This window comes from Acidobacteriota bacterium, assembly GCA_020349885.1.
Lineage (GTDB): Bacteria > Acidobacteriota.
In genome coordinates this window covers 1,514,788-1,535,914 of record CP070701.1, presented here as the reverse complement: position 1 = coordinate 1,535,914, position 21,127 = coordinate 1,514,788, and the positions used below count along the sequence as shown (strand labels likewise).

General features: G+C 63.7%; 19 protein-coding genes. 13 read left to right on the top strand and 6 right to left on the bottom strand.

All coding sequences use genetic code 11. From position 1 onward, the window contains the following. Positions 1–53 precede the first annotated feature (53 nt). The gene (locus tag JSV08_06670; GenBank protein UCF80197.1) at positions 54–2,177 is read right to left on the bottom strand and encodes a thrombospondin type 3 repeat-containing protein; all 2,124 of its coding nucleotides are present in this window, start codon (positions 2,175–2,177) and stop codon (positions 54–56) included. A 284-nt stretch (positions 2,178–2,461) separates the two neighbouring features. Here JSV08_06670 and JSV08_06665 point away from each other — a divergent pair, with 284 nt between their 5' ends. Next, entirely contained in the window at positions 2,462–2,674 is a 213-nt protein-coding gene (locus tag JSV08_06665; GenBank protein ID UCF80196.1) for a hypothetical protein, read from the top strand. A 12-nt stretch (positions 2,675–2,686) separates the two neighbouring features. After that, positions 2,687–3,367 carry a DMT family transporter gene (locus JSV08_06660; protein ID UCF80195.1) on the top strand — a complete coding sequence of 227 codons (681 nt, stop codon included), beginning with the start codon at positions 2,687–2,689 and terminating at the stop codon, positions 3,365–3,367. Positions 3,368–3,384: 17 nt separating this feature from the next. Here JSV08_06660 and JSV08_06655 read toward each other — a convergent pair whose 3' ends face one another. Continuing rightward, a complete protein-coding gene (locus JSV08_06655) occupies positions 3,385–4,341 on the bottom strand; it encodes a carbon-nitrogen hydrolase (GenBank protein ID UCF80194.1) in 957 nt (318 codons plus the stop codon). Between the two features lie 185 nt (positions 4,342–4,526). On the opposite strand from JSV08_06655, the gene JSV08_06650 reads away from it, so the two are divergent. The 5 genes from JSV08_06650 (at position 4,527) to JSV08_06630 (ending at position 9,911) form a co-directional block, all read left to right on the top strand. Continuing rightward, positions 4,527–5,711 (top strand): agmatine deiminase family protein, encoded by a 1,185-nt coding sequence (locus tag JSV08_06650; GenBank protein ID UCF80193.1) that lies wholly within the window; start codon positions 4,527–4,529, stop codon positions 5,709–5,711. A gap of 74 nt (positions 5,712–5,785) precedes the next feature. Beyond that, entirely contained in the window at positions 5,786–6,817 is a 1,032-nt protein-coding gene (locus tag JSV08_06645; GenBank protein UCF80192.1) for an agmatine deiminase family protein, read from the top strand. A 16-nt stretch (positions 6,818–6,833) separates the two neighbouring features. Continuing rightward, positions 6,834–7,841: an agmatine deiminase family protein gene (locus tag JSV08_06640; GenBank protein UCF80191.1), complete on the top strand. Its 1,008-nt coding sequence runs from the start codon at positions 6,834–6,836 to the stop codon at positions 7,839–7,841. Positions 7,842–7,851: 10 nt separating this feature from the next. Next, positions 7,852–8,877 (top strand): agmatine deiminase family protein, encoded by a 1,026-nt coding sequence (locus tag JSV08_06635; GenBank protein UCF80190.1) that lies wholly within the window; start codon positions 7,852–7,854, stop codon positions 8,875–8,877. 5 nt (positions 8,878–8,882) lie between these two features. Continuing rightward, positions 8,883–9,911, top strand: coding sequence for an agmatine deiminase family protein (locus JSV08_06630; GenBank protein ID UCF80189.1), 1,029 nt, complete (start codon positions 8,883–8,885; stop codon positions 9,909–9,911). 50 nt (positions 9,912–9,961) lie between these two features. Here JSV08_06630 and nadB read toward each other — a convergent pair whose 3' ends face one another. Continuing rightward, the gene (gene nadB / locus JSV08_06625) at positions 9,962–11,551 is read right to left on the bottom strand and encodes an L-aspartate oxidase (GenBank protein ID UCF80188.1); all 1,590 of its coding nucleotides are present in this window, start codon (positions 11,549–11,551) and stop codon (positions 9,962–9,964) included. Positions 11,552–11,685: 134 nt separating this feature from the next. Between nadB and JSV08_06620 the strand changes: the two genes are divergently transcribed. Beyond that, positions 11,686–12,579 (top strand): polyprenyl synthetase family protein, encoded by an 894-nt coding sequence (locus JSV08_06620; GenBank protein ID UCF80187.1) that lies wholly within the window; start codon positions 11,686–11,688, stop codon positions 12,577–12,579. Between the two features lie 74 nt (positions 12,580–12,653). On the opposite strand, the gene JSV08_06615 is transcribed toward JSV08_06620, so the two are convergent. Both JSV08_06615 and clpB read right to left on the bottom strand, forming a co-directional pair. Further along, on the bottom strand, positions 12,654–13,103 hold the full coding sequence (locus JSV08_06615) for an Hsp20/alpha crystallin family protein (GenBank protein UCF80186.1): 450 nt from the start codon (positions 13,101–13,103) through the stop codon (positions 12,654–12,656). Beyond that, positions 13,030–15,756 (bottom strand): ATP-dependent chaperone ClpB, encoded by a 2,727-nt coding sequence (gene clpB, locus JSV08_06610; protein ID UCF80185.1) that lies wholly within the window; start codon positions 15,754–15,756, stop codon positions 13,030–13,032. The genes JSV08_06615 and clpB overlap by 74 nt, the downstream gene beginning before the upstream one ends. Positions 15,757–16,078: 322 nt before the next feature. Between clpB and JSV08_06605 the strand changes: the two genes are divergently transcribed. The 5 genes from JSV08_06605 to rplS all read left to right on the top strand — a co-directional run bounded on the left by JSV08_06605 (position 16,079) and on the right by rplS (position 18,896). Continuing rightward, entirely contained in the window at positions 16,079–16,552 is a 474-nt protein-coding gene (locus JSV08_06605; protein ID UCF80184.1) for a SprT-like domain-containing protein, read from the top strand. Between the two features lie 194 nt (positions 16,553–16,746). Then, on the top strand, positions 16,747–17,259 hold the full coding sequence (rpsP, locus tag JSV08_06600) for a 30S ribosomal protein S16 (GenBank protein UCF80183.1): 513 nt from the start codon (positions 16,747–16,749) through the stop codon (positions 17,257–17,259). A 10-nt stretch (positions 17,260–17,269) separates the two neighbouring features. Then, positions 17,270–17,500 (top strand): KH domain-containing protein, encoded by a 231-nt coding sequence (locus JSV08_06595; protein ID UCF80182.1) that lies wholly within the window; start codon positions 17,270–17,272, stop codon positions 17,498–17,500. A 54-nt stretch (positions 17,501–17,554) separates the two neighbouring features. Next, the gene (trmD, locus tag JSV08_06590) at positions 17,555–18,349 is read left to right on the top strand and encodes a tRNA (guanosine(37)-N1)-methyltransferase TrmD (GenBank protein ID UCF80181.1); all 795 of its coding nucleotides are present in this window, start codon (positions 17,555–17,557) and stop codon (positions 18,347–18,349) included. Between the two features lie 13 nt (positions 18,350–18,362). Then, a complete protein-coding gene (gene rplS, locus JSV08_06585; protein ID UCF80180.1) occupies positions 18,363–18,896 on the top strand; it encodes a 50S ribosomal protein L19 in 534 nt (177 codons plus the stop codon). A gap of 25 nt (positions 18,897–18,921) precedes the next feature. On the opposite strand, the gene recG is transcribed toward rplS, so the two are convergent. After that, a complete protein-coding gene (gene recG, locus JSV08_06580; GenBank protein ID UCF80179.1) occupies positions 18,922–21,099 on the bottom strand; it encodes an ATP-dependent DNA helicase RecG in 2,178 nt (725 codons plus the stop codon). Positions 21,100–21,127 lie beyond the last annotated feature (28 nt).

Here is a 21,127-nt window from a genome sequence, read left to right as displayed (position 1 = left end):
GTAGCGTATAGAAAAGAATTTTCCGCTCGCTAACGGCTAACTGCTCCGCCGTGTCAGTGCCCCGTGTCCGGGTCGCACGCGTCGCCGATGCCGTCCGCGTCCGTATCCTCCTGCCGCGGGTTGGCATCCGCCGGGCAGTTGTCGACATCGCCGCACAAGCCATCGCCGTCTGCGTCGTTGTCCCGATCGTTCGGGCAGGCGTCGCAGCCGTCGGGCTTACCGTCGCCGTCCACGTCGATTCTGTCGTCAAAGCCCGGGCAGATGTCGCACGCGTGGCCTGTGCCGTCGCCGTCGGTGTCCGTAGCCGTCTGCGCGGGGTTCGCGACCGTCGGACAGTTATCCACGTCGCCGCACACCCCGTCGCCGTCAATGTCATTGTCCCGGTCGTTCGGACACGCGTCGCAGGCGTCGCCGATTCCGTCGCCGTCCGTATCCGTCTGCCGCGGGTCGGCATTCGCCGGGCAGTTGTCTTTTGCGTTAAGCACGCCGTCCCCGTCTATGTCCGGGTCGCACGCGTCGCCGATGCCGTCCGCGTCCGTATCCTCGTGCAGTAGGTTGGCGTCCGCCGGACAGTTGTCGCACACGTCGCCCACGCCGTCCTCATCCGCGTCCTCCTGCAACGGGTTGGGCACCAACCAACAGTTGTCGCAGACGTCGCCCAAGCCGTCCTTGTCCGCGTCCTCCTGCCGTGGGTTGGCATGGAGTTCCGGCCCGCTCAGGCCGTAGCGGGGGGGGCCACATGGTGCGAGGCGGACAACGAGAGCATCCGGGCCTTGAAGCTGGATGCCCGGGCAGTTGTCGCTCGCGTTGGGCACGCCGTCTCTGTCGGCGTCCGGGCACTGCTCGAGCACGATGGCCTTGGAATCCACGCCCTTCACCCGGCTGTCGGTAACCGATGCGGAAGAATCCACGCCCTTTACCGAGGTGTCTGTGGCGGTGACCCAGGAACTGACGCCCCTCACCGCTGTATCGGAAACGAGCGGGCAGGAGGCGTCAATCTCTCCGTTCGCGTCCAGCTTCAGAACCCAGACATCATGACCGCCCACGCCGAGATGCGTCTGTCCCCCCACGATGTAGCCTCCGTCCGTGGTCTGCTTGATGGAGGTAGCGGCCTCGCCATCACTGCCGCCGTAGGCCTTCTGCCATTGGACTTTGCCAGAGGCGTCCAGCTTCAGAACCCAGACATCAACGTTGCCCGCGCCGAAGGAACGTGTCCATCCCGCTACCACAAAACCGTCGTCTGTGGTCTGCTGGATGGCAGGGGTGCCATCCGCATCAGCACCGCCGTAGGTCTTCTGCCACTCGACGTTCCCCGAGGCGTCCAGCTTCAGAACCCAGGCATCATACTGGCCCGCGCCGAAAGAACCTGTCCGTCCCGCCACGGCGAATCCGCCGTCCGAGGTCTGAACAACAGATAAAGGAATGTACTGGCGCCCTGCTCGACGACGCCGGTCGCCTTCATCGCCACCACCATAGATCTTCTGCCACTGAACATCACCCAAAGCATCTAACTTTAAAATCCATACATTATAATCTCTCTTACCGAAGGAACCCGTAATTCCTCCCACAACAAAGCCGCCGCCCGAGGTCTGTTGGGCGGAATGTGCATAATCGGAGCTCGAGCCCCCATAGGTCTTTTGCCATTCGATACTCCCCGAGGCGTCCAGCTTCAGAATCCACGCATCAGAACTGGCCGTAAGGCACTTCGTACATCCCGCCACGACGAAGCCGCCGTCTGAGGTTTGCTGGATGGAACTGGCTACACCACCGGAGTAGACCTTTTGCCACGTGATGTTGCCCGAGGCGTCCAGCTTCAGAACCCACGCATCAGAACTGTCCGTAAAGCACTTCGTACATCCCGCCACGACGAAGCTGCCGTCCGTGGTCTGCTGGATGAAGTAGGCTTCGTCACAGGAACCGCCGCCGTAGGCCTTCTCCCACTGGACGTTTCCCGAAGCGTCCAACTTCAGCACCCAGAAATCGTCGTCGCCCGCGCCGAAGGACTCCGTAAATCCCGCGACGACGTAGCCGCCGTCCGTGGTCTGCTCGATGGATCGGGTGAAATCTTCCAAAATGTCGCCGTACAGCCGCGCCCAGGTCGCCTGCGCGAAGGTGGAGGGATGCAAAAGCGCGAGAAGAGCTCCCGCGAGGAAAGCGATTCGAAGTGATTTTATCACGGTTTTTCTCTTTGGGTTGAAGCAAAAGGACAAACCATCGCTTTCGTGCCATGGTCGTCTCCTACACATATTATGTGCCTTCTCGTCCGAAAGTCAAACGCCTGGGGCCAGCGGCATAAAACGACAACCACTTCCTCAAGAGCGACAGCGCGTCTTTCGAGCCATAGCGCCCGCCTGACGAGGGGAGGCTGCTCCGGCAACGCGGGAGCTTGCCCCCCCGCGGAAGTCTGTTACCATGCCTTCTCCTTGAAAACGATTCCGGGAAGTTAAGAAGTTAATAAGAGATGCTTTCCTATCTTAGTCCGCACTGGCTGGGGCTTACGCTTACCGCGTTGGTTCTCTACGGGCTGGCGCAGGGATTCATGCGGCTGTACATCGAGGACGTGCCGCCCGCCCGCTTCTGCCTGTACGCTCTGGCGACCGATGCGGTGGTGAACATAAGCTTTATTCTGTACCAGCACCTGGCTCACACCGAGCCATGGCCTTTCGCTCCCTAGGGGCGGCCTTTCTTGTTCTTCGCGCTGCTGTCGGGGCTGCTGGGCGGGACGTCGTCGATCCTCTATTTCGAGTCCGTCGCGGGCGGCCCCATCAGCATCGTCGGCACGGTGTCCGCCACCTATCCGGCCTGGACCGCCGTGATTGCCCGCTTATTTCTGGCGGAGCATCTGTCCCCTCTCCAATACGTGGGGGTCGTGGTCGTGATCCTCGGGTGCATGGGCGTTGCGTACGAGCCCTCCGACAAGTCCGACGCGGGCGAGAAGACCACGAACCGGCTGTGGTTTCTGCAGGCCAACCTTGCCGCGGCGGGATGGGGGGTCTCGGGGGTGGTGACGGACCACGCCTACGAGCTGCCCAACGCGAGCGAGGCCAACCTCGTTCTGTTCGCCTTCCTAGGCGGAGTGCTCACCCTGGGGCCGTACGGCCTGCTCCGGAGCCGCGGGAGAAAATTTTCTCAAAGAGAGTTTACCCGGGGCGCCCTGCCAATGGCGATGTTCACCGTCGGCAACCTGCTGCTCACGTTCGCCTTCCGCCACGGCGACGCCACGCTCGTTCAGACCCTGTCGTCCCCCTACCCGGCGATCACGCTGGTGTTCGCCTTCATCATCCTCAAGGAGAGGCCCACGTTCTTGCAGTGGGTGTGCATCGTGTTGATCCTGGTGGGCATGGTTTTATGCCCCGGGGTGGCGTAGGGAAGAGTTTTCTCTATTCAGGAGCCGATCCAGCGCTTCGTGAGCGGACCATAGGCGTCCACGCGGCGGTCGCGCAGGAGCGGCCAGAGGCGCCGGACCTGTTCGAGATACTCGAGGTTGCACTCGGCCACGAGCACTTCCTCGCCGTCTCCCGCCTCGGCGAGCATCTCCCCCAGCGGCCCGGCCACGAACGAGCGGCCCCAGAACTTGATGCCCTCGTCTTTTGGTGCGTTCGCGTTCGCGCTCTTCTCGTACCCGACCCGGTTGAGCACGGCCACGTAGCAGCCGTTCGCGACGGCGTGGCCGCGCTGCACCGTCTGCCACGCATCGAAGTAATGGCGGTCGCTCATCTCAAATTCCGGTTCCGGCTTTTTCCGCTGGGTGGTGTAGGCTATGACCGGATCGGGTGTCGTGTAGCCGATAGCCGTCGGATAGAAGATCACCTGCGCGCCCGTGAGCGCCGTCAGCCGCGCGGCTTCCGGGAACCACTGGTCCCAGCAGACGAGCACGCCGATGCAGCCGTGGCGCGTCCGGAACGAGCGGAACCCCGTGTCGCCCGGAGCGAAGTAGTACTTTTCGTAATAGAGAGGGTCGTCGGGAATGTGCATCTTGCGGTAGACGCCGAGCAGCTTGCCGTCGGCATCGATGACCGCGGTGGTGTTGTGGAAGACGCCCGGCGCGCGGCGCTCGAAGAGCGGCACGACGAGGACACAATTGAGCTCGGCCGCAAGCGGAGATAATTTCTCGGTCGTCGGGCCCGGAATCGGCTCGGCCAGGTCGAAGCGCTCGGCGTCCTCGGTCTGGCCGGGGTACTGCATGCCGAACAGCTCCTGCAGGCAGATCACCCGCGCACCGCGGCCGGCCGCCTCCCGGACGCCGCGCACGGCCCGCTCGACGTTGGCCTCGGGCTCCTCGGTGCAGGTCATCTGTACCAGGCCGACGGTCAGTGTCGTCGCATCCGTGGAATCTTTCATGGTTCTCTAACCTCCGTCAGCGAATTCCGAATTCGTTGCGAGTGTAGCACGCCCGCTCGGAGGCCGTCAAACATCTCACGGTTCGATGTTCGACGGCGCGGGACGGCAGCTTGAGATGTGCGGCGAGGTAAGATACCATACGCTTTTTGACCAAGTGAAGCTATCGTAAGAGGAGAATGAACACCATGAAAAAAGATAGCCCGTTGACCCACCACGGTAGTGGATTCGACACATTGCTCCGGCTGCGCGTCACGCGCAGGCGCTTCCTGGCCGGTGCGGGCGTCGGGGCCGCGGGACTTCTTCTTCCGGGATGCGCGAGGAAGCCGACTCAGGCCGAGCAGGCCGGGCGTGCGTCCGCCCAGGCCGCCGTCCGTGCGCCGGCGGAGTGGGAGCCCCACGAGCGCTGCCTGATGAGCTGGCCCCACCGCAAGGACATGTGGGAGGACATGCTGGAGGTGGTGCAACAGGAGTATGCCGCCGTGGCGAAGGCCGTCACACAGTTCGAGCCGGTGCTCATGATCGCCAACTCGGGTAGCGGCGCCGAGGCGCAGCGGCAATGCGGGGAAAACGTCGAGGTGGTGGAGTTTCCCATCGACGACGCGTGGATGCGCGACAACGGGCCCATCTTCGTCGTCGAGGAGGAGCGGCTGGTCGGCCTCGACTTCCGGTTCAACGCCTGGGGTAAAAAGTTTCCCCCCTGGGATAAGGACGACGCTTTGCCGGAGCCTCTCTGCGAGTACCTCGAGGTGGAGCGGCGCCCAGTGGACATGGTGCTGGAGGGCGGCGCCATCACCATGGACGGCCAAGGCACGCTGATTACGACCGAGCAGTGTCTCCTGAACCCCAACCGCAATCCGGACATGTCGCGGTCGGAGATCGAGGCCGTCCTGCGCGAGAGCCTCGGGGTCAAAAAAATCATCTGGCTGCCGGGGATAGTGGAGGACGATCTCACCGACGGGCACGTGGACGGCATGGCGGCGTTCCTTGCTCCCGCCAAGATCATGGTCGAAACGGCCCTGCCGAGCGATAAAGGCAGCTCGTGGTATGCCGCCGTATCGGAAAACCGCGTCGTGCTCGAAGCGGCCACCGACGCCCAGGGGCGAAAGTTCGAGATCGTGGATGCACCGCCGGCTCCGGCCCTTAACGTCGCCGGCGATGAGATCTACCTCGGCTACATTAACTTCTACCAGGCCAACCAGGGGGGAGTCGTGGTTCCGCTCGGCGGAGTGAGCGAGGACGACGAGGCCTTGACCCACCTGAGGAAGGTTCTTCCGGACCGGCAGGTCGTGGGCGTTCCGACACCCACCGTGGGCTGGGGCGGGGGCGGAGTCCATTGCATCACCCAGCAGATGCCCGCGCTGCCGTCCTAAAAGGTTTCAGGTACTTGAGACTTGAGACTCGAGACTTGAAACCTGAAACTATCGTAAAAAGGAGAACGAACATCATGAGCAAATCCTCCGTTCGCGCGCCAGCTGAGTGGGAGCCCCACGCGCGCTGCCTGATGAGCTGGCCTTGCCAGAAGCATGATCTGTGGGAAGGCGAGAGGTTTAAGCCTGCGCAAGAGGAGTACGCCGCCGTCGCAAGAGCGATCGCGCAATTCGAGCTCGTCCTCATGGTCGCCGATCCCGGAAGCGGCGAGGACGCAAAGCGGCAGTGTGGTGACAGCGTCGAGGTCGTGGAGTTTCCCATTGACGACTCGTGGATGCGCGACAACGGGCCCATCTTCGTTCTCGAAGATGGGAAGAAGGTCGTCGGCCGCAATTTCCGCTTCAATGCATGGGGCGAGAAATTTTACTCCTGGGACAAGGACGACGCCCTGCCCCCGATTCTCTGCGATTACCTGAAAGTCGAATGCCGCCCCGTCGACATGATACTGGAAGGCGGCTCCATCCTTACGGACGGCCAGGACACGCTGATTACGACGAGGCAGTGCCTGCTCCATCCCAGCCGCAATCCGGACATGTCCCAGTCGGAGATCGAGGCCAAGCTGAAAGAGAGCCTCGGCGTCAGGAAAATCATCTGGCTCCCGTGGGGGCTCGACTGGGGTACCGACGGGCACGTGGACTGCGTGGTGTCGTACCTGGCACCGGGGAAGGTGCTCGCCCAGACGGCGCCGCCTGGCACGCAGGAGGACAAGTGGCTGAAGAAAAACCTCGCCGTGCTCGAATCGGCCACCGACGCCGAGGGACGGAAGCTCCAGGTTCTGAAGACGCCTCCCATCATGCCGGAGATCCCGCGCCCCGCCCAGGACGGAGATGACGAGCTCGTCGCCTTCCCTTACGCCAACCTCTATCATGCAAACGGAGGGGCGGTGGTTCCGCTCGCGGGCGTGCCCGAGAGCGACGAGCAGGTCATGGCCAGTGTGAGAAAAATTATCACTGACCGGAAAGTGGTCGGCGTTCCCATACCGACCGTGCACTGGGGCGGCGGCGGCATCCACTGCATCACACAGCAGATGCCGGCTGCGCCGTCCTAAAAGGAAAGCGAACCCAATGAAAAAATCTACTGTTCGCTGGCCGGCGGAATGGGAGCCCCATTCGCGCTGCCTGATGACGTGGCCCCACCGCGAGGACGTGTGGGGCGACAGGAGCCTGAAGGTGGTACAGGGGGATTATGCCGCCGTCGCGAAAACCATCGCGCGCTTCGAGCCGCTTCTCATGGTGGCCAATCCCGGAAGCGGCAAGGACGCGAAGCGCCAGTGCGGGGAAAACGTCGAGGTGGTGGAGTTTCCCGTGGACCAGGCGTGGATGCGCGACAACGGGCCGATTTTCGTTTTCGAGGACAAGCGGCTTATCGGCCTCAACTTCCGGTTCAACGGCTGGGGCGCGAAGTACCCCCCCTGGGAGAACGACGACGCCCTGCCCGTACCTCTATGCAAACATCTGAACGTCGAGTGCCGCTCCGTCGACATGGTGATGGAGGCCGGCGGCATCATCACGGACGGCGAGGGCACGCTCATTACGACCGAGCAGTGCCTGCTTAATCCCAATCGCAACCCGAAGATGTCCCGCTCGGATATCGAAGCGGTTCTACGGGAACGCCTCGGCGTTAAAAAAATCATCTGGCTCCCCTGGGGTCTGCACGACGACACCACCGACGGGCACGTGGCCTGCGTGGTGTATTTCGCGGCGCCCGCCAAGATTCTCGTCCAGACGGCCCCGCCGGACACCGTCGACGGGCCGCGCCTTCGGGAGAACTGGAAAATACTGGAGGCGGCCACCGACGCCCGTGGACGGAAGTTCGAGATGATAGAGATGCCGCTCCTTCCATCCCTTACCGACCCAGGACCGATAGGCATACACACCTACCTCAACGTGTACAGCCCGAACGGCGCGGTGGTGGTGCCGCTGGCCGACGTGCCGGAGGACGAGGAGGCGTTGGACCGCCTGAGAAAAGTTTTTCCGGACCGGGAGGTTGTGGGCGTCCCCCTTACGAACATAGCCTATGGCGGGGGCGAGGTCGACTGCATCACCCAGCCGATGCCGGCGGTGCCGACTTAAAACGAGCGTCATGAAACAACCCGTGGTTCGCACCCCGGCGGAGTGGGAGCCCCATGCGCGCTGCCTGATGAGCTGGCCCCACCGCGAGGACATGTGGGCCGAGAGGCTGAAGGCGGTGCAGGAGGAGTACGCCGCCGTGGCGAAAACCATCGCGCAATTCGAGCCGGTTTTGATGGTGGCCGATCCCGGAAGCGGCGAGGACGCGAGGCGCCAGTGCGGGAAAAACGTTGAGGTGGTGGGGCTTCCCGTTGACGACTCGTGGCTGCGCGACAACGGGCCCATCTTCGTTCTCGAAGACCGGAAGAAGGTCGTCGGCCGCAATTTCCGCTTCAACGCATGGGGCGAGAGGTTCCACCCCTGGGACAAAGACGACGCCCTGCCTGATATTCTCTGCGACCATTTGAACGTCGAATGCCGCCCCGTCGACATGATATTGGAAGGCGGCTCCATCTACACGGACGGCGAGGGCACGCTGATCACGACCAAGCAGTGTCTGCTTTGCCCCAATCGCAACCCGACCATGTCCCAGCCGGAGATCGAGGCCGCGCTGCAAGAGAGCCTCGGAGTCCGCAAGATTATCTGGCTCCCCTGGGGTTTTCACGATTCCCAGACCGACGGGCACGTGGACGGCGTGGCGGCGTACCTGGCGCCCGCCAAGGTCATGCTCCAGTCGTCCCCGCCGGGCACGCCGGACGAGTCCCGCTTCAAGGAGAACCGCGCTGTGCTTGAAGCGGCCACCGACGCCCGGGGGCGCAAGTTTCAGATCGTGGACATGCCGTTTCTTCCGGACGTCGACGTCGGCGGCGACGTCGGCGTGATGCACCACATCTACGCCAACTTCTACCTCCCGAACGGGGGCGTGGTGGTGCCGCTGGCCGGGGCGCCGGAGGACGACGAGGCCATGGCCCTTTTGAGAAAAAATTTTCCGGACCGGAAGGTAGTGGGCCTTCCCGTCCCCAACGTGCGCTCGGGCGGGGGCGCAATCCATTGCATCACGCAGCAGATGCCGGCGGAGCCGGCTCAGAAAGGAGATTGAACATCATGAAAGAATCCACCGTTCGCGCACCGGCGGAGTGGGAGCCCCATGAGCGCTGCCTGATGAGCTGGCCTTGCCGGAAAGACTTGTGGGGCGAGAAGTTGAAGGCGGCGCAGGAGGAGTACGCCGTCGTTGCGAAGGCCATCGCGCAGTTCGAGCCGGTGCTCATGGTCGCCAATCCCGGAAGCGGCGAGGACGCGAGGCGGCAGTGCGGAAAAAACATCGAGGTCGTGGAGTTTCCCATTGACGATTCGTGGATGCGCGATAACGGGCCCATCTTCGTTCTCGAAGACCACAAGATTGTCGGCCGCAATTTTCACTTCAACTCATGGGGCGAGAAATTCGCCCCGTGGGACAAGGACGACGCCCTGCCGCCGCTTCTTTGTGACCATCTGAACGTCGGGTGCCGCCCAGTCGACATGGTGCTGGAGGGCGGCGGCATCGTCACGGACGGCCAGGGCACGCTGATTACGACCGAGTCGTGTCTCCTTAATCCAAACCGCAATCCAGACATGTCACGGTCGGAGATCGGGGCCGTGCTGAAAGAGAGCCTCGGCATCCGCAAAGTCATCTGGCTCCCCGGGGGGCTCGACTGGGGAACCGACGGGCACGTGGACGGCGTGGTGGCGTACCTGGCGCCCGCCAAGGTTCTGTTCGAGTGGGCGCCGCCGGACACGGAAGAGGGAAGGTGCTTCAGGGAAAACCGCAAGGCGCTCGAAGCGGCCACCGACGCCGAGGGAAGAAATTTCGAAATTTTCGAGACGCCGCCCATAAATGCGCCGGAAGTTCCGTACTTCGCCCCCGGCGGGAGCGACGAGTACGGCCTCTTCTTCTACATCAACTTCTACCTTGCAAACGGGGGAGTCGTGGTGCCGGTCGCCGGAGTGCCGGCGGAGGATGAGAAGGTTTTGGCCTGTTTGAGAAAACTTTTCCCAGAGCGGCGGGTCGTGGGTGTCCCCGCACTAACCGTGGAGTGGGGCGGGGGTGCAATCCATTGCATCACGCAGCAGGTGCCGAAGACGGTTCCTCGGTGAGTCCTTAGAGCAGGAAGGGGAGGGTTGGGAAGATACGGCGACGACGGAAACTACGGCTTCCGCGCCGCGTCCGCGTCGCCGTGCCACAAACCCTCCCGGCTCACGAAGGAGTGCCTATGCTCCCAGGCGGGCAGCGTTTCGGGGAAATCCTCCCGGGAATGGGCGCCGCGGCTTTCCTCGCGCGCCAGTGCGCAGCGCGCCATCAAGAGCACGTCGAGCGCGATGTTTTGGACCTCGCCCGCCCACTGCTCCGCGAAGCGGCCTTCAAGAGTCGGTAGCACGCGCTCCATGTGCTCGACGGCGCTTTGAAGCGTGCGCTGGCTACGGGAAATCCCTATTTTTTCCCACGAGAGCGTCAGGATGTCGCGCTTCACTTCGGGCTGGATGTAATGCTCCTTGAACTCCGGCAGGGCGCCCGAGGCGCGCTTTAGCCGGGGCGAGTCCTCCCGCATGGCCTGCGCCACGCGCGCGCCGTAGACGAGCCCTTCGAGAAGGGAGTTGCTCGCCAGGCGGTTGGCCCCGTGGACGCCCGTGGACGCCGCCTCCCCGGCCGCGTAGAGATTCTCGACCGTCGTCCGCCCCCAGAGGTCCGTCCAGACGCCCCCCATAAAATAATGGGCCGCCGGAAGCACCGGCGCGCGCGCCTTGGTGATGTCGACGCTGCAGGAAAGGCATGTCTCGTACACGTTCGGGAAGCGCTTTTTAACAAACGCCGCGCCCAGGTGCGTCATGTCCAGGTAGACGCACGGGTGGTGCGTGAGGTTCGCCTCGAGGAGGATCGAGCGCGAGACCACGTCGCGCGGCGCGAGGTCGCCCAGATCGTGGTATTTTTTCATGAACGGCTCGCCGCGCACGTTCATAAGGCGGCCGCCCTCGCCGCGCAGGGCTTCGGTCAGGAGGAAGCGCGGCGCTCCCGTCTGGTAGAGCACCGTGGGATGGAACTGAAAGAACTCCAGGTCCATCAGCGCTGCTTCGGCGCGGTAGGCTATGGCCGGGCCGTCGCCGGTCGCAACCGGCGGGTTGGTCGTCTCGAGGAAGACGCGTCCCGCGCCACCCGTGGCGAGGAGCGTCGCGCGGGCCTCGACGACGAGGCGCTTTCCCTCCGCCGTCAAGAGCTCGGCCCCTGTGCACGCGCCGTCCTCGACCAAAAGGTCGAGCGCGAAAGTATTGTCAAGGACTTGGACGTTCTGGCACCCTTCGGCCCTGCGCTTCAGGATGCGCATCACCTCGCGCCCCGTCGAGTCGCCCCCCGCGTGGAGGACGCGCCTCGCGCTGTGGGCGCCCTCGCGCGAAAAGTGCAGCGTTCCGCCCTTCTTGTCGAACGCCGCGCCCCACGCAATGAGCTCTTCGATGTAGCGCGGGCCTTCCTCGGTCAAAACACGGACGGCCCCGGCGTTGCACAGGCCCGCGCCCGCGCCCAGCGTGTCTTCGTAGTGGAGCGACACGGTGTCCTCGTCCGACAGGACGACGGCGACGCCGCCCTGCGCGTGCTCGGTGTTCGAGTCGGAAATTTTTCCCTTCGTGGCGACGAGGACTTTTTCCGACCCCGCCTCGCCGAGAGCCGCCACCGCCCGTAGGCCCGCGACGCCCGTGCCCAAGACAAGAAAATCGGTTTGAATCCGCTCGATGGGAAGACTCATTTCTTTCCCTATGGAACAATTGTAGCAGAATGCTCCGGACCGTGCCCGGTTTCGACTTTTCCGGCGGTTTCGTGTATCTTGTTTCCTTCGCGGACGCGCCGCGCGCCCGACAAAGAAGAAAACACTTACCCGCTATGGCCTTCGACACCGAGTCCTATCTCCGCGAGCAAAAAGCCATCGTCGACAAGACGCTCGACGAGTTCCTGCCGCCCGAGGACACCATGCCCAAGGTGATTCATCGCGCCATGCGCTACAGCGTTTTTGCGGGCGGCAAACGCATCCGCCCCATCCTAGCCATGGCGGCGGCCAAGGCCGTCGGGGGCAAGGAGGAGGTGCTTCTTCGGCCCGCGTGCGCGCTCGAATGCATCCATACCTACTCGCTCATCCACGACGACCTGCCCGCGCTCGACGACGACGACCTCCGCCGCGGCAAGCCCTCGTGCCACAAGCAGTTCGGCGAGGCGAACGCCATCCTGGCCGGAAGCGCCCTCTTGACGCTCGCGTTTCAGATTCTTTCCGCCTACCCTCCGGGCAAGGAGCACGCCGCCGCCCGCGCGCGCGCAGTCGAGGAAATTTCCAGGGCCATCGGCGCCGCCGGCATGATCGCGGGACAGGCGGTGGATCTCGAAATGCAGGACCGCGAGTTCACGGAGGAGGAAATTCTTTACATCCACCTTCACAAGACCGGCGCCCTTATCGCCGTCTCGCTCAAGCTGGGCGGCATCCTCTCGGGAGCGGAGGAAGAGGCCCTCGCGGCGCTCGAAGAGACGGGGAAAAAGCTCGGCCTCTGCTTCCAGATAGTGGACGACGTTTTGAACGTCGAGGGCGACGCGCGCGCCCTCGGAAAGGCCACGGGCTCGGACGCCTCGGCACGGAAAGCCACCTACCCGGCGCTCTTCGGCATTCCCCAGTCCCAAAAGCGGGCCAAGGCGCTCACGGACGAAGCGCTCGACGCCATGAAGGACTGGGGCGAGGACGCCGAGCCTCTCCGGGGACTGGCGCGCTACCTTCTCGCGCGCTCGTCGTAGGCGGGCTGCGGTAACCCCCCCTTTAAACAAAAGAGCCCCTTGCGGGGCTCCTTCGTTTGAAAGGTTGCCGTGACTCAGGCGACCTTCACGTCGACGACCTTGGGCTTGGCCTCGGGCTTTTTGGGAAGGCTCACCCGAAGGACGCCGTCCTTGTGCTTCGCGGAAATCTTTTCCGCGTCCACGGTGTCCGGGAGTGCGAACGAGCGCGTAAACGCCCCGTAGGCGCGCTCGACGCGGTGGTAGTTCTCCTCTTTCGTTTCCTTGGAGAGCTTCCGCTCGCCCTTGAGGGTGAGCACGCCGTCCTCCACGTTCACCTTGATGTCGCCTTTCTCCAGGCCGGGCAGCTCGGCCTCGACGACGAGCTCGCCGTCACCTTCGTAGATGTCCACGGCCGGAGCCCACGCGCCCCGGAAGACGTCGCTTCCGTCGAGCGAGCAGGGGACGGTGCCCTCAAAGATCCGGTCCATCCGGTCCTTGAGCGTCTGCAGGCCGCGAAACGGGTCGAATCGCACGAGTGTGTTCATGGTTGTTACCTCCGTTCTTCAGCGATTTTTTGGTTGATGTCTTATCGTTGGCGTTGCGAAACGTCAATTCCTTTCCGTCGCAGCCCACCTCGACGGCGCCTTCCTTGAGAGTGCCTTCGAGGAGGCGCTGAGCCAGCGGGTCCTGCACCGAGCGCTTGATGGCGCGCGCGAGCGGGCGCGCCCCGTACTTCGGGTCGTAGCCGCGCTCGGCGAGGAATTTCCTCGCGCCGTCGCTGAGGCGCAGGCGGAGCTTTCCCTCCGAAACCTGGCGCTCCCAGCGCCGGATTTGAATGTCCACAATCTTCAAGAGGTCCTCGCGCTCCAGCGAGCGGAAGATGAGCGTCTCGTCGATGCGGTTCAGGAACTCGGGCCGGAACGATTGGCGGAGCGCCTCGTTGATGCGGCGTTCGAGCTCGGCCCGGCCGCCGGAGGGTTTTTTTCCGACCAGGCCGACCCGGTGCTCCTCGATCAGGCGGTTTCCCACGTTCGAGGTCATGACGATGATCGCGTTCCGGAAATCCACCGTCCGGCCCTTGCCGTCCGTGAGGCGGCCGTCGTCCAGCACTTGGAGCAGCACGTTGAACACTTCTGGGTGCGCCTTCTCGACCTCGCCGAGCAGGACGACGCTGTAGGGGCGGCGGCGCACGGCCTCCGTGAGCTGGCCGCCTTCCTCGTAGCCCACGTAGCCGGGCGGGGCGCCGATCATGCGCGCCACGGAGTGCTTTTCCATGTACTCGCTCATGTCGAGGCGCACCACGCTGGCCTCGTCGTCGAAGAGGAACTCGGCCGTCGCGCGCGCGAGCTCGGTCTTGCCGACGCCCGTGGGCCCGAGGAACAGGAACGTTCCGATGGGCTGGTTCGGGTTTTGCAGCCCGGCGCGCGAGCGGCGCACGGCGCGGGCGACGGCCGCCACCGCCTCGTCCTGCGCCACGACGCGCTCGCGCAGGCGGTCCTCCATGCGGAGGAGTTTTTCTTTCTCGCTCTCAAGCATCCGCGAGACGGGAATGCCCGTCCACTTCGAGACCACGGCGGCGATTTCCTCCTCGCCCACTTCCTCGCGAAGCACGGGGTTTTCCCCCTGGGCTTCGACAAGGGCGGCGTGGCGCCGCTCGAGCTCCGCTTCGAGCTCCCGGAGGCGCCCGTAGCGAATCTCGGCCGCCCGGTTCAGGTCCGCCTCGCGCTCGGCGCGCTGAAGCTCCACCTTGGCGGCGTCCATCTGTTCATTAATCTCGCGCACCTTTTGGATGGCCTCTTTCTCCGCGCTCCAGCGGGCGCGCAGCGATTTCGCCCGCTCTTCAAGGTTAGCCAATTCGCGCTTGAGCTCTTTGAGGCGTTCTTTCGAATCCTTGTCGGTTTCCTTCTGAAGCGCCTTGCGCTCGATTTGAAGCTGCATGATGCGGCGCTCGAGCGTGTCGAGCTCGGCGGGGCGCGAGTCGATAGCCATCTTGACGTGCGAGGCGGCCTCGTCCACGAGGTCGATGGCCTTGTCGGGCAGGAAGCGGTCGGCGATGTAGCGCGCCGAAAGCCGCGCCGCCTCGACGAGGGCCGCGTCCTTGATGCGCACGCCGTGGTGGAGCTCGTAGCGCTCCTTGAGGCCGCGCAGGATGCTCACGGCGTCCTCGACCGAAGGCTCGGCCACGAAGACGGGCTGGAAGCGGCGCTCAAGCGCGGCGTCCTTCTCGATATGTTTGCGGTACTCCGAGAGCGTCGTCGCGCCGATGCAGTGCAGGGCGCCGCGCGCAAGCGCCGGCTTCAGCATGTTCGATGCGTCCATCGCGCCCTCCGCGGCGCCCGCGCCCACGACGGTGTGGAGCTCGTCCACGAACAAAACGATGCGGCCGTTCGATTTTTCAATTTCCTTGAGCACGGCCTTGAGCCGGTCCTCGAACTCGCCGCGGTATTTCGTGCCCGCGATCATCGCGCCCAGATCGAGGGCCAGCACGTCGCGGTCGAGAAGGGACTCGGGCACGTCGCGGCTTGCGATGCGCTGCGCGAGGCCCTCCACGATGGCGGTCTTGCCGACGCCCGGCTCGCCGATGAGCACGGGGTTGTTCTTCGTGCGGCGTGCGAGCACCTGAATGATGCGGCGAATCTCTTCCTCGCGCCCGATCACCGGGTCGAGCTTGCCGCGGCGCGCCTCGTCCGCAAGATTGCGCGTGTAGCGCCGAAGCGCCTGCATCTTGTCCTCGGGATTTTGGTCCTCGACGCGCTGCGTGCCGCGCACCGATTCGAGCGCCTTCATGACGGCCTCGCGCGAGACACCCGCTTTCGAAAGCTCCTTCGCGGCGCCCTCCCCGTCGCGTTCCCCGAGGAGAGCCAAGAGAAGGTGCTCGGTGGAAACATAAGTGTCACCGAGTTTTTCGGCTCCGTGTTCGGCGCTTTCGATAACACGGACAAGGGCAGGCGAGGCGCCCATCGCGGAAGCTCCCTGCACGGAAGGGAGATTTTCCAGCTCGCGCTCCATGGCCTGCGCGAGCTGTTCGGGCCGCGCCCCCACTTTTTGCAAAACGGCGGGAACGATGCCTTCTTCCTGGGTGAGCAGCGCCTTGAGGAGATGCTCCGGGCGCACCTCGGGATGGCGTGCGCTTGAAGCAAGTCGCTGCGCCCCCGCAAGGGCCTCCTGAGCCTTAATCGTGAAGCGTTCCAAGTTCATAGAGATACCTTGTTCCTTTCTTGGTTATCCACTGTAATTATAATACATTAGTGTTTATTTGTCAAGTAATTTTAGTGTGTTTTTATAAGGATTGTAATTGCTTGAAAATAAAAGGTTTTTTGCTGTTTATGTTGGGGGGAGCACCCAAATCAAGCGAAAAATCTTTTGCAGAAGCCTCAAAAACCAGCCGTTTGGAGGCTTAAATTTTTCCTTGAATTTTTCGGTTTTTTTTGTGGCGGAAATGCCGTCCTAACACTATAATAGTGTCGGGTGGTGAACCCAAATGGCTATAGCAATTCAACGAATTCGCAGGCGTGCAGAAGTGAAGGACATCGTCCGGATGTTTCGTCACTTTAATCGCCTGCACTTCCGGAGTGCGATTCCCCTGCCGCGCATTGTTCTGAGCCGCCGCCTGAAGCGCGCCGGCCAAGTGCTTTACCGCCGATGGCGGATGGAAATTTCCATCCCCTACCATGACCGCTACGGATGGGGGCGTGAGCTCGAGCGCACCTTGAAGCACGAGATGATCCATCTTTTCCTTTACCGCAAGGGACGCGACCCTTCGCACACGGAAGAATTCCGGGCGTGGTGCAAGCAGATAGGCGCCTTTTTTTATTGCAAGGACTACAGCTCTCCTGACCGCTACGTCTATCGCTGCCCGAACGGCCACCGCGTCCGCACGAAACGCCGCCTCTCCTCGGTTTCCTGCGCCCGCTGCGACCCGGAGCGCTACAACCCGCGCTTCCGCCTCGCCCTGGTGCGCGTCCTTCGCCCGCCCGTCCGGCGCGCCGCTTAATATTTAGGAAACCGGAACTGGCCCCGACATTATCAAGGTAAGCCGCCAGCATGAGTCGTAAGCAAGAAGTCGTCGGCTGGCAGACGCTGGGGGGAAAGCGAACGGCTAAACGTTGAACTCAACCTCGGTTTATGATATTCTCGCATTTTGCGAGATTCGTATACGAGATTCATTAAGGAAAACCATTCGGAGCCATGTTAAAGCTTAGGTTAAAACGCACCGGGACGAAGAAGCGTCCCGCGTATCGTGTGGTGGTGGTCGAAGCCCGGAGCAAGCGGGACGGCCGTTCGGTCGAAGAGGTTGGATTCTACAACCCTCGCACGAACCCGCCGACGATTCACCTCCAGATGGAACGCATTGAGCACTGGCTCGGGTGCGGTGCCCGGACCTCGGACACGGTGCGCGGCCTCATCGCCAACGTGCGAAACCGGGCGCGCATTCCCGTGACCGAGTCCATGGTGATGGATGAATCTTCCTTCGAAGAAACGAGCGCTTCGGACTCGCCCCTACACGCCGAGGATTTGCCCGACAGCTCCCCGGCCGCGCCGGCCGTAGAGCCCGACATAGGAGCCGAAAGTCCCGGCCCGGGGGCTGGCGAGTCCGCCGACAAATCGGAGGCGCCCTCCTCCTCGCCGGAAGAGGCGCCCGCGCCGGAAAGTTTGGAACCAACCACGCAAGAGGAAAAGCCCGCAGACCCGACGGAGTGAACGCAACGCTATGAAGGATATCGTGGAGCAGATCGCGAAGGCGCTTGTGGATCAGCCGGACACGGTGGAGGTGCGCGAAATCGAGGGCGAGCAGACCACCGTCTACGAGCTGCGTGTTGCCAAAGAAGACCTCGGCAAGGTAATCGGCAAGAGCGGCCGGACGGCCAAAGCCCTGCGGACGATTTTATCGGCCGCCGGCATGAAGCTGAACAAGCGCTACGTGCTTGAAATCTTGGAATAACCCCCGGTCGGCGCCCCGAGCTTTTACTTCAAGACAAGGAAAAAAACCAAAACCATGCGGTGTGACTTTGTAACCATTTTCCCGGGATTTTACGACGGGATCCTTCGGGAAGGCCTCGTCGCCAAGGCCATCGCGGGGGGCCTTGTGGACGTGGGCGTGCACAACCTTCGCGACTGGGCGCTCGACCCGCACGCAAGCGTGGACGACGCTCCCTACGGCGGCGGAGCGGGCATGGTGTTTAAAGCCGAGCCTTTCTTCCGCGCCGTGCGCAGCTTGGCGCAAAAGAGCCAAAGCCCGCCCTCGGTGGTGCTTCCCTCGGCGCAGGGCGTGCCGTTTTGCCAGGCGCTCGCCGAGGAGCTTTCCAAGAAGCGCCACCTCGTGTTCCTCTGCCCGCGCTACAAGGGAGTGGATGAGCGCGTCGTAGAGGCGCTCGTGGATTACGAAATTTCCCTCGGCGACTACGTAATTCAAAGCGGCGACGCGGCCGCATGGGCCGTCTTCGAGGCGACCGTGCGCCTGGTTCCCGGCGTCGTGGGCGACGAGGAATCCGTCGAGACCGATTCCTTCTTCAAGGACGCCCTCCTCGAGGGGCCGCAGTACACCCGCCCGCGCGAGGTGGAGGGCCGGTGCGTGCCCGACGTCTTGCTCTCGGGCGACCACGAGGCCGTCGCCGCGTGGCGCAAACGCAAGGCCGTCGAGAAAACGCTCAAGCGGCGTCCGGAGCTTCTGGAAAAAACGCGGAATGCCGGGCTTCGCGAGCTGGCCGAGGAGGTGGGTAAGGATTTAAAGAAGAGCCGCCGCGAAAACCTCTCTTACGCGCCGGCGGTGAAACGGGTACATTCCCAGTAGAGGAAGCCAGGTTATGGACGACATCATTCAAGGCGTCGAATCAGGGTTCCGTAAAGAAACCGTGGCCCCCTTCGTGCCGGGCGACACGGTGCAGGTGCACCTGCGCATCAAGGAAGGGGAGCGCCAGCGCACGCAGGTCTTCGAGGGCGTCGTGGTGGCGCGCCGGGGGAGCGGCCTGAGCGAAACCCTGACGGTACGCAAGCGCTCGTTCGGCGTCGGCGTTGAGAAAGTCTTCCCAGTGCACGCGCCCACGGTGGAGGAGATCCGGGTCGTGCGGCGCGGGCGCGTCCGACGCGCAAAGCTCTACTACCTGCGCGAGAAAATCGGCAAGGCCGCGCGCATCGCCGGGCTCGCGGGACTGGAAGAGCCCACGGCAGCCGACCCTGCAGGCGAAGCGGCGGTGGAAGCGGCACCGGAAGCAGCATCGGAGGCGGCACCTGATGAAGCCGCTCAGGAAAAAACTTCCGAAGATTCCGCCCCTGCCGCGCCTCAAGCGGCGGAAGACGCACCGACCGAAGAGATTCCCCCTCCAAGCAAGCCAACCTAGGGGCACGCTCCGGCGCGGAGCGCCATCATCCCACCGTCACCAGCTCCAGCTGGCCCTTCCAGCGCTCGAGGACGCCGAATAGAGCCGCGCGGCGCTCGCTCTCGCTCCTGCCTTCAAGTGACGCCAGGAACGACGCCGCGGTGCGCCGCGCCTCCTCCATGAGCTTGCGGTCGCGGAGAATGTTCGCCACGCGGAGCGGCATCATCCCGCTCTGCGCCGTGCCGAAGAAATCGCCGGGGCCGCGAATCTCAAGGTCTTTCTCGGAAATCTTGAAGCCGTCGTTCGTCTCCTCCATCACCCCAAGGCGCATCCGCGCCTCCTCGGTGAGGCGGGCGCTGGCGAGCAGAATGCAGTAGGATTTCCTCCTGCCGCGCCCCACGCGCCCACGGAGCTGGTGCAGCTGTGCGAGCCCGAAGCGCTCGGCGTTCTCGATGAGCATGATGGAGGCGTTCGCCACGTCCACGCCCACCTCGATGACCGTCGTCGAAACGAGAACGTGCACGCCGCCCTCCTTGAAGCGCTGCATGATGGCGTCTTTTTCCTCGCTCTTCACGCGGCCGTGAAGAAGGGCGATCGACAGGTCGGGAAACACGTCCTTCTGGAGGTGCTCGAACATCTTGACGGCCGCCTTGAGGTCGGTCTTCTTCGGAGAATCCTCGATGAGGGGATAGACGACGTAGGCCTGCCCGCCTTCTTCCACCTCGCGGCGGATGAATGAGTAAACCTGACCGCGTTTCGCCTCGTCGGTGATGCGCGTGACGACGGGCGTGCGTCCCGGAGGCATCTCGTCGATGACGGACACGTTCAGGTCGCCGTAGAGCGTGAGGGCGAGCGAGCGCGGGATGGGCGTCGCCGTCATGACCAGAACGTCGGGCAGCCCCTCGTCCTGCCGGGACGCGGAGGAAATTCCCGACTTGTCGGACGAGTCCGAAAGGCGGCTTTTCTCGATGAGGCGCGCGCGCTGGAGGACGCCGAAGCGGTGCTGCTCGTCGATTACGACGAAGCCGAGCCTGTGAAACTGCACCTGCTTCTCGATGACGGCGTGCGTGCCGAGCACGATGTGCGCGTCGCCCGCGGCGATCGCCTGGAGGGCCGTCTTCTTGGCTTTTCCCTTCCGCGGCCCCGTAAGGAGGACCGCGCGGTAGCGCGTACCCTTGAGAAGCTCGCGGATGTTGAAGTAATGCTGCTCCGCGAGAATTTCGGTCGGAACCATGAACGCCGCCTGGCGGCCGTTTTCGACGGCGATGAGCATGGCCAAAAGCGCGACGATGGTCTTGCCGCAGCCCACGTCGCCCTGGAGCAGGCGGTGCATGGGGCGCGGAACGGTCATGTCATCCACAATCTCCTTGAGGGCGCGGCGCTGGGCGCCGGTGAGGTGAAAGGGAAGAATTTTCTTGAGAATCTCGCGTATCTCGTCGCTCGTCTTGAAAGCGATTCCAGGCGACTCCTCCGCCTTGCCCTTGCGCAGGAGCAGGCCGCACTGAAGGGCGAACAGGTCTTCAAAGATGAGGCGCCGGTGCGCCGGGGACGCGAAGTCGTTCAGGGCGGCGAGGTCGCGAAAACTTTTCGGGAAATGCGCCTCATGGAAGGCCTCGCGCCGCGGCATGAGTCCCGCCTCACGCACAATGGAGGGGGGCAGCACCTCGGGAATCTCCGGCGGGATTTTTTCGAGAAGGCCGTGCATGAGCACGCGCACGGCCTTGGGAGAGACGCTCCCCAGGCGCTCGTAGACCGGAACGATGGCGCCCATGTGGACGGCGTCGCGCTCGTCCCCGGCTATCTCGAAGTCCGGTCCCTCCATCTGAAGCACGCTGGGCCGGCCGCGAAACGCGCGCAGCTTGACGACACCGTAAAGGATGACGCGCTGGCCGCGCTTGAACAATTTTCTCAGAAACGGCTGGTTGAACCAGATGGCGCCGAGCGTGGCCGTGCCGTCGTCCAGCACGAGCTCGCAGTTCTCCATGCGGCGGAGGCGCGTCCTCCGGACGCCGCACTCCACCACCTCGCCGGCGACCGTGACGGCCTCGCCCGGCCGCACGCTTGCGAGGGGGCGGAAATGCGTGCGGTCCTCGTAGCGGAAGGGCAGGCGGCAGAGGAGGTCCTCGACCGTGTGTACGCCGGCCTCGGCAAACTCCTGCGCTCGGCGCGGCCCCACGCCTTTGACGTACTGGACGGGAGTGTCAAGCCCGGGCGGTTTTTTCATTTCGAGGCGACCGTTTCGACCTCCAGCC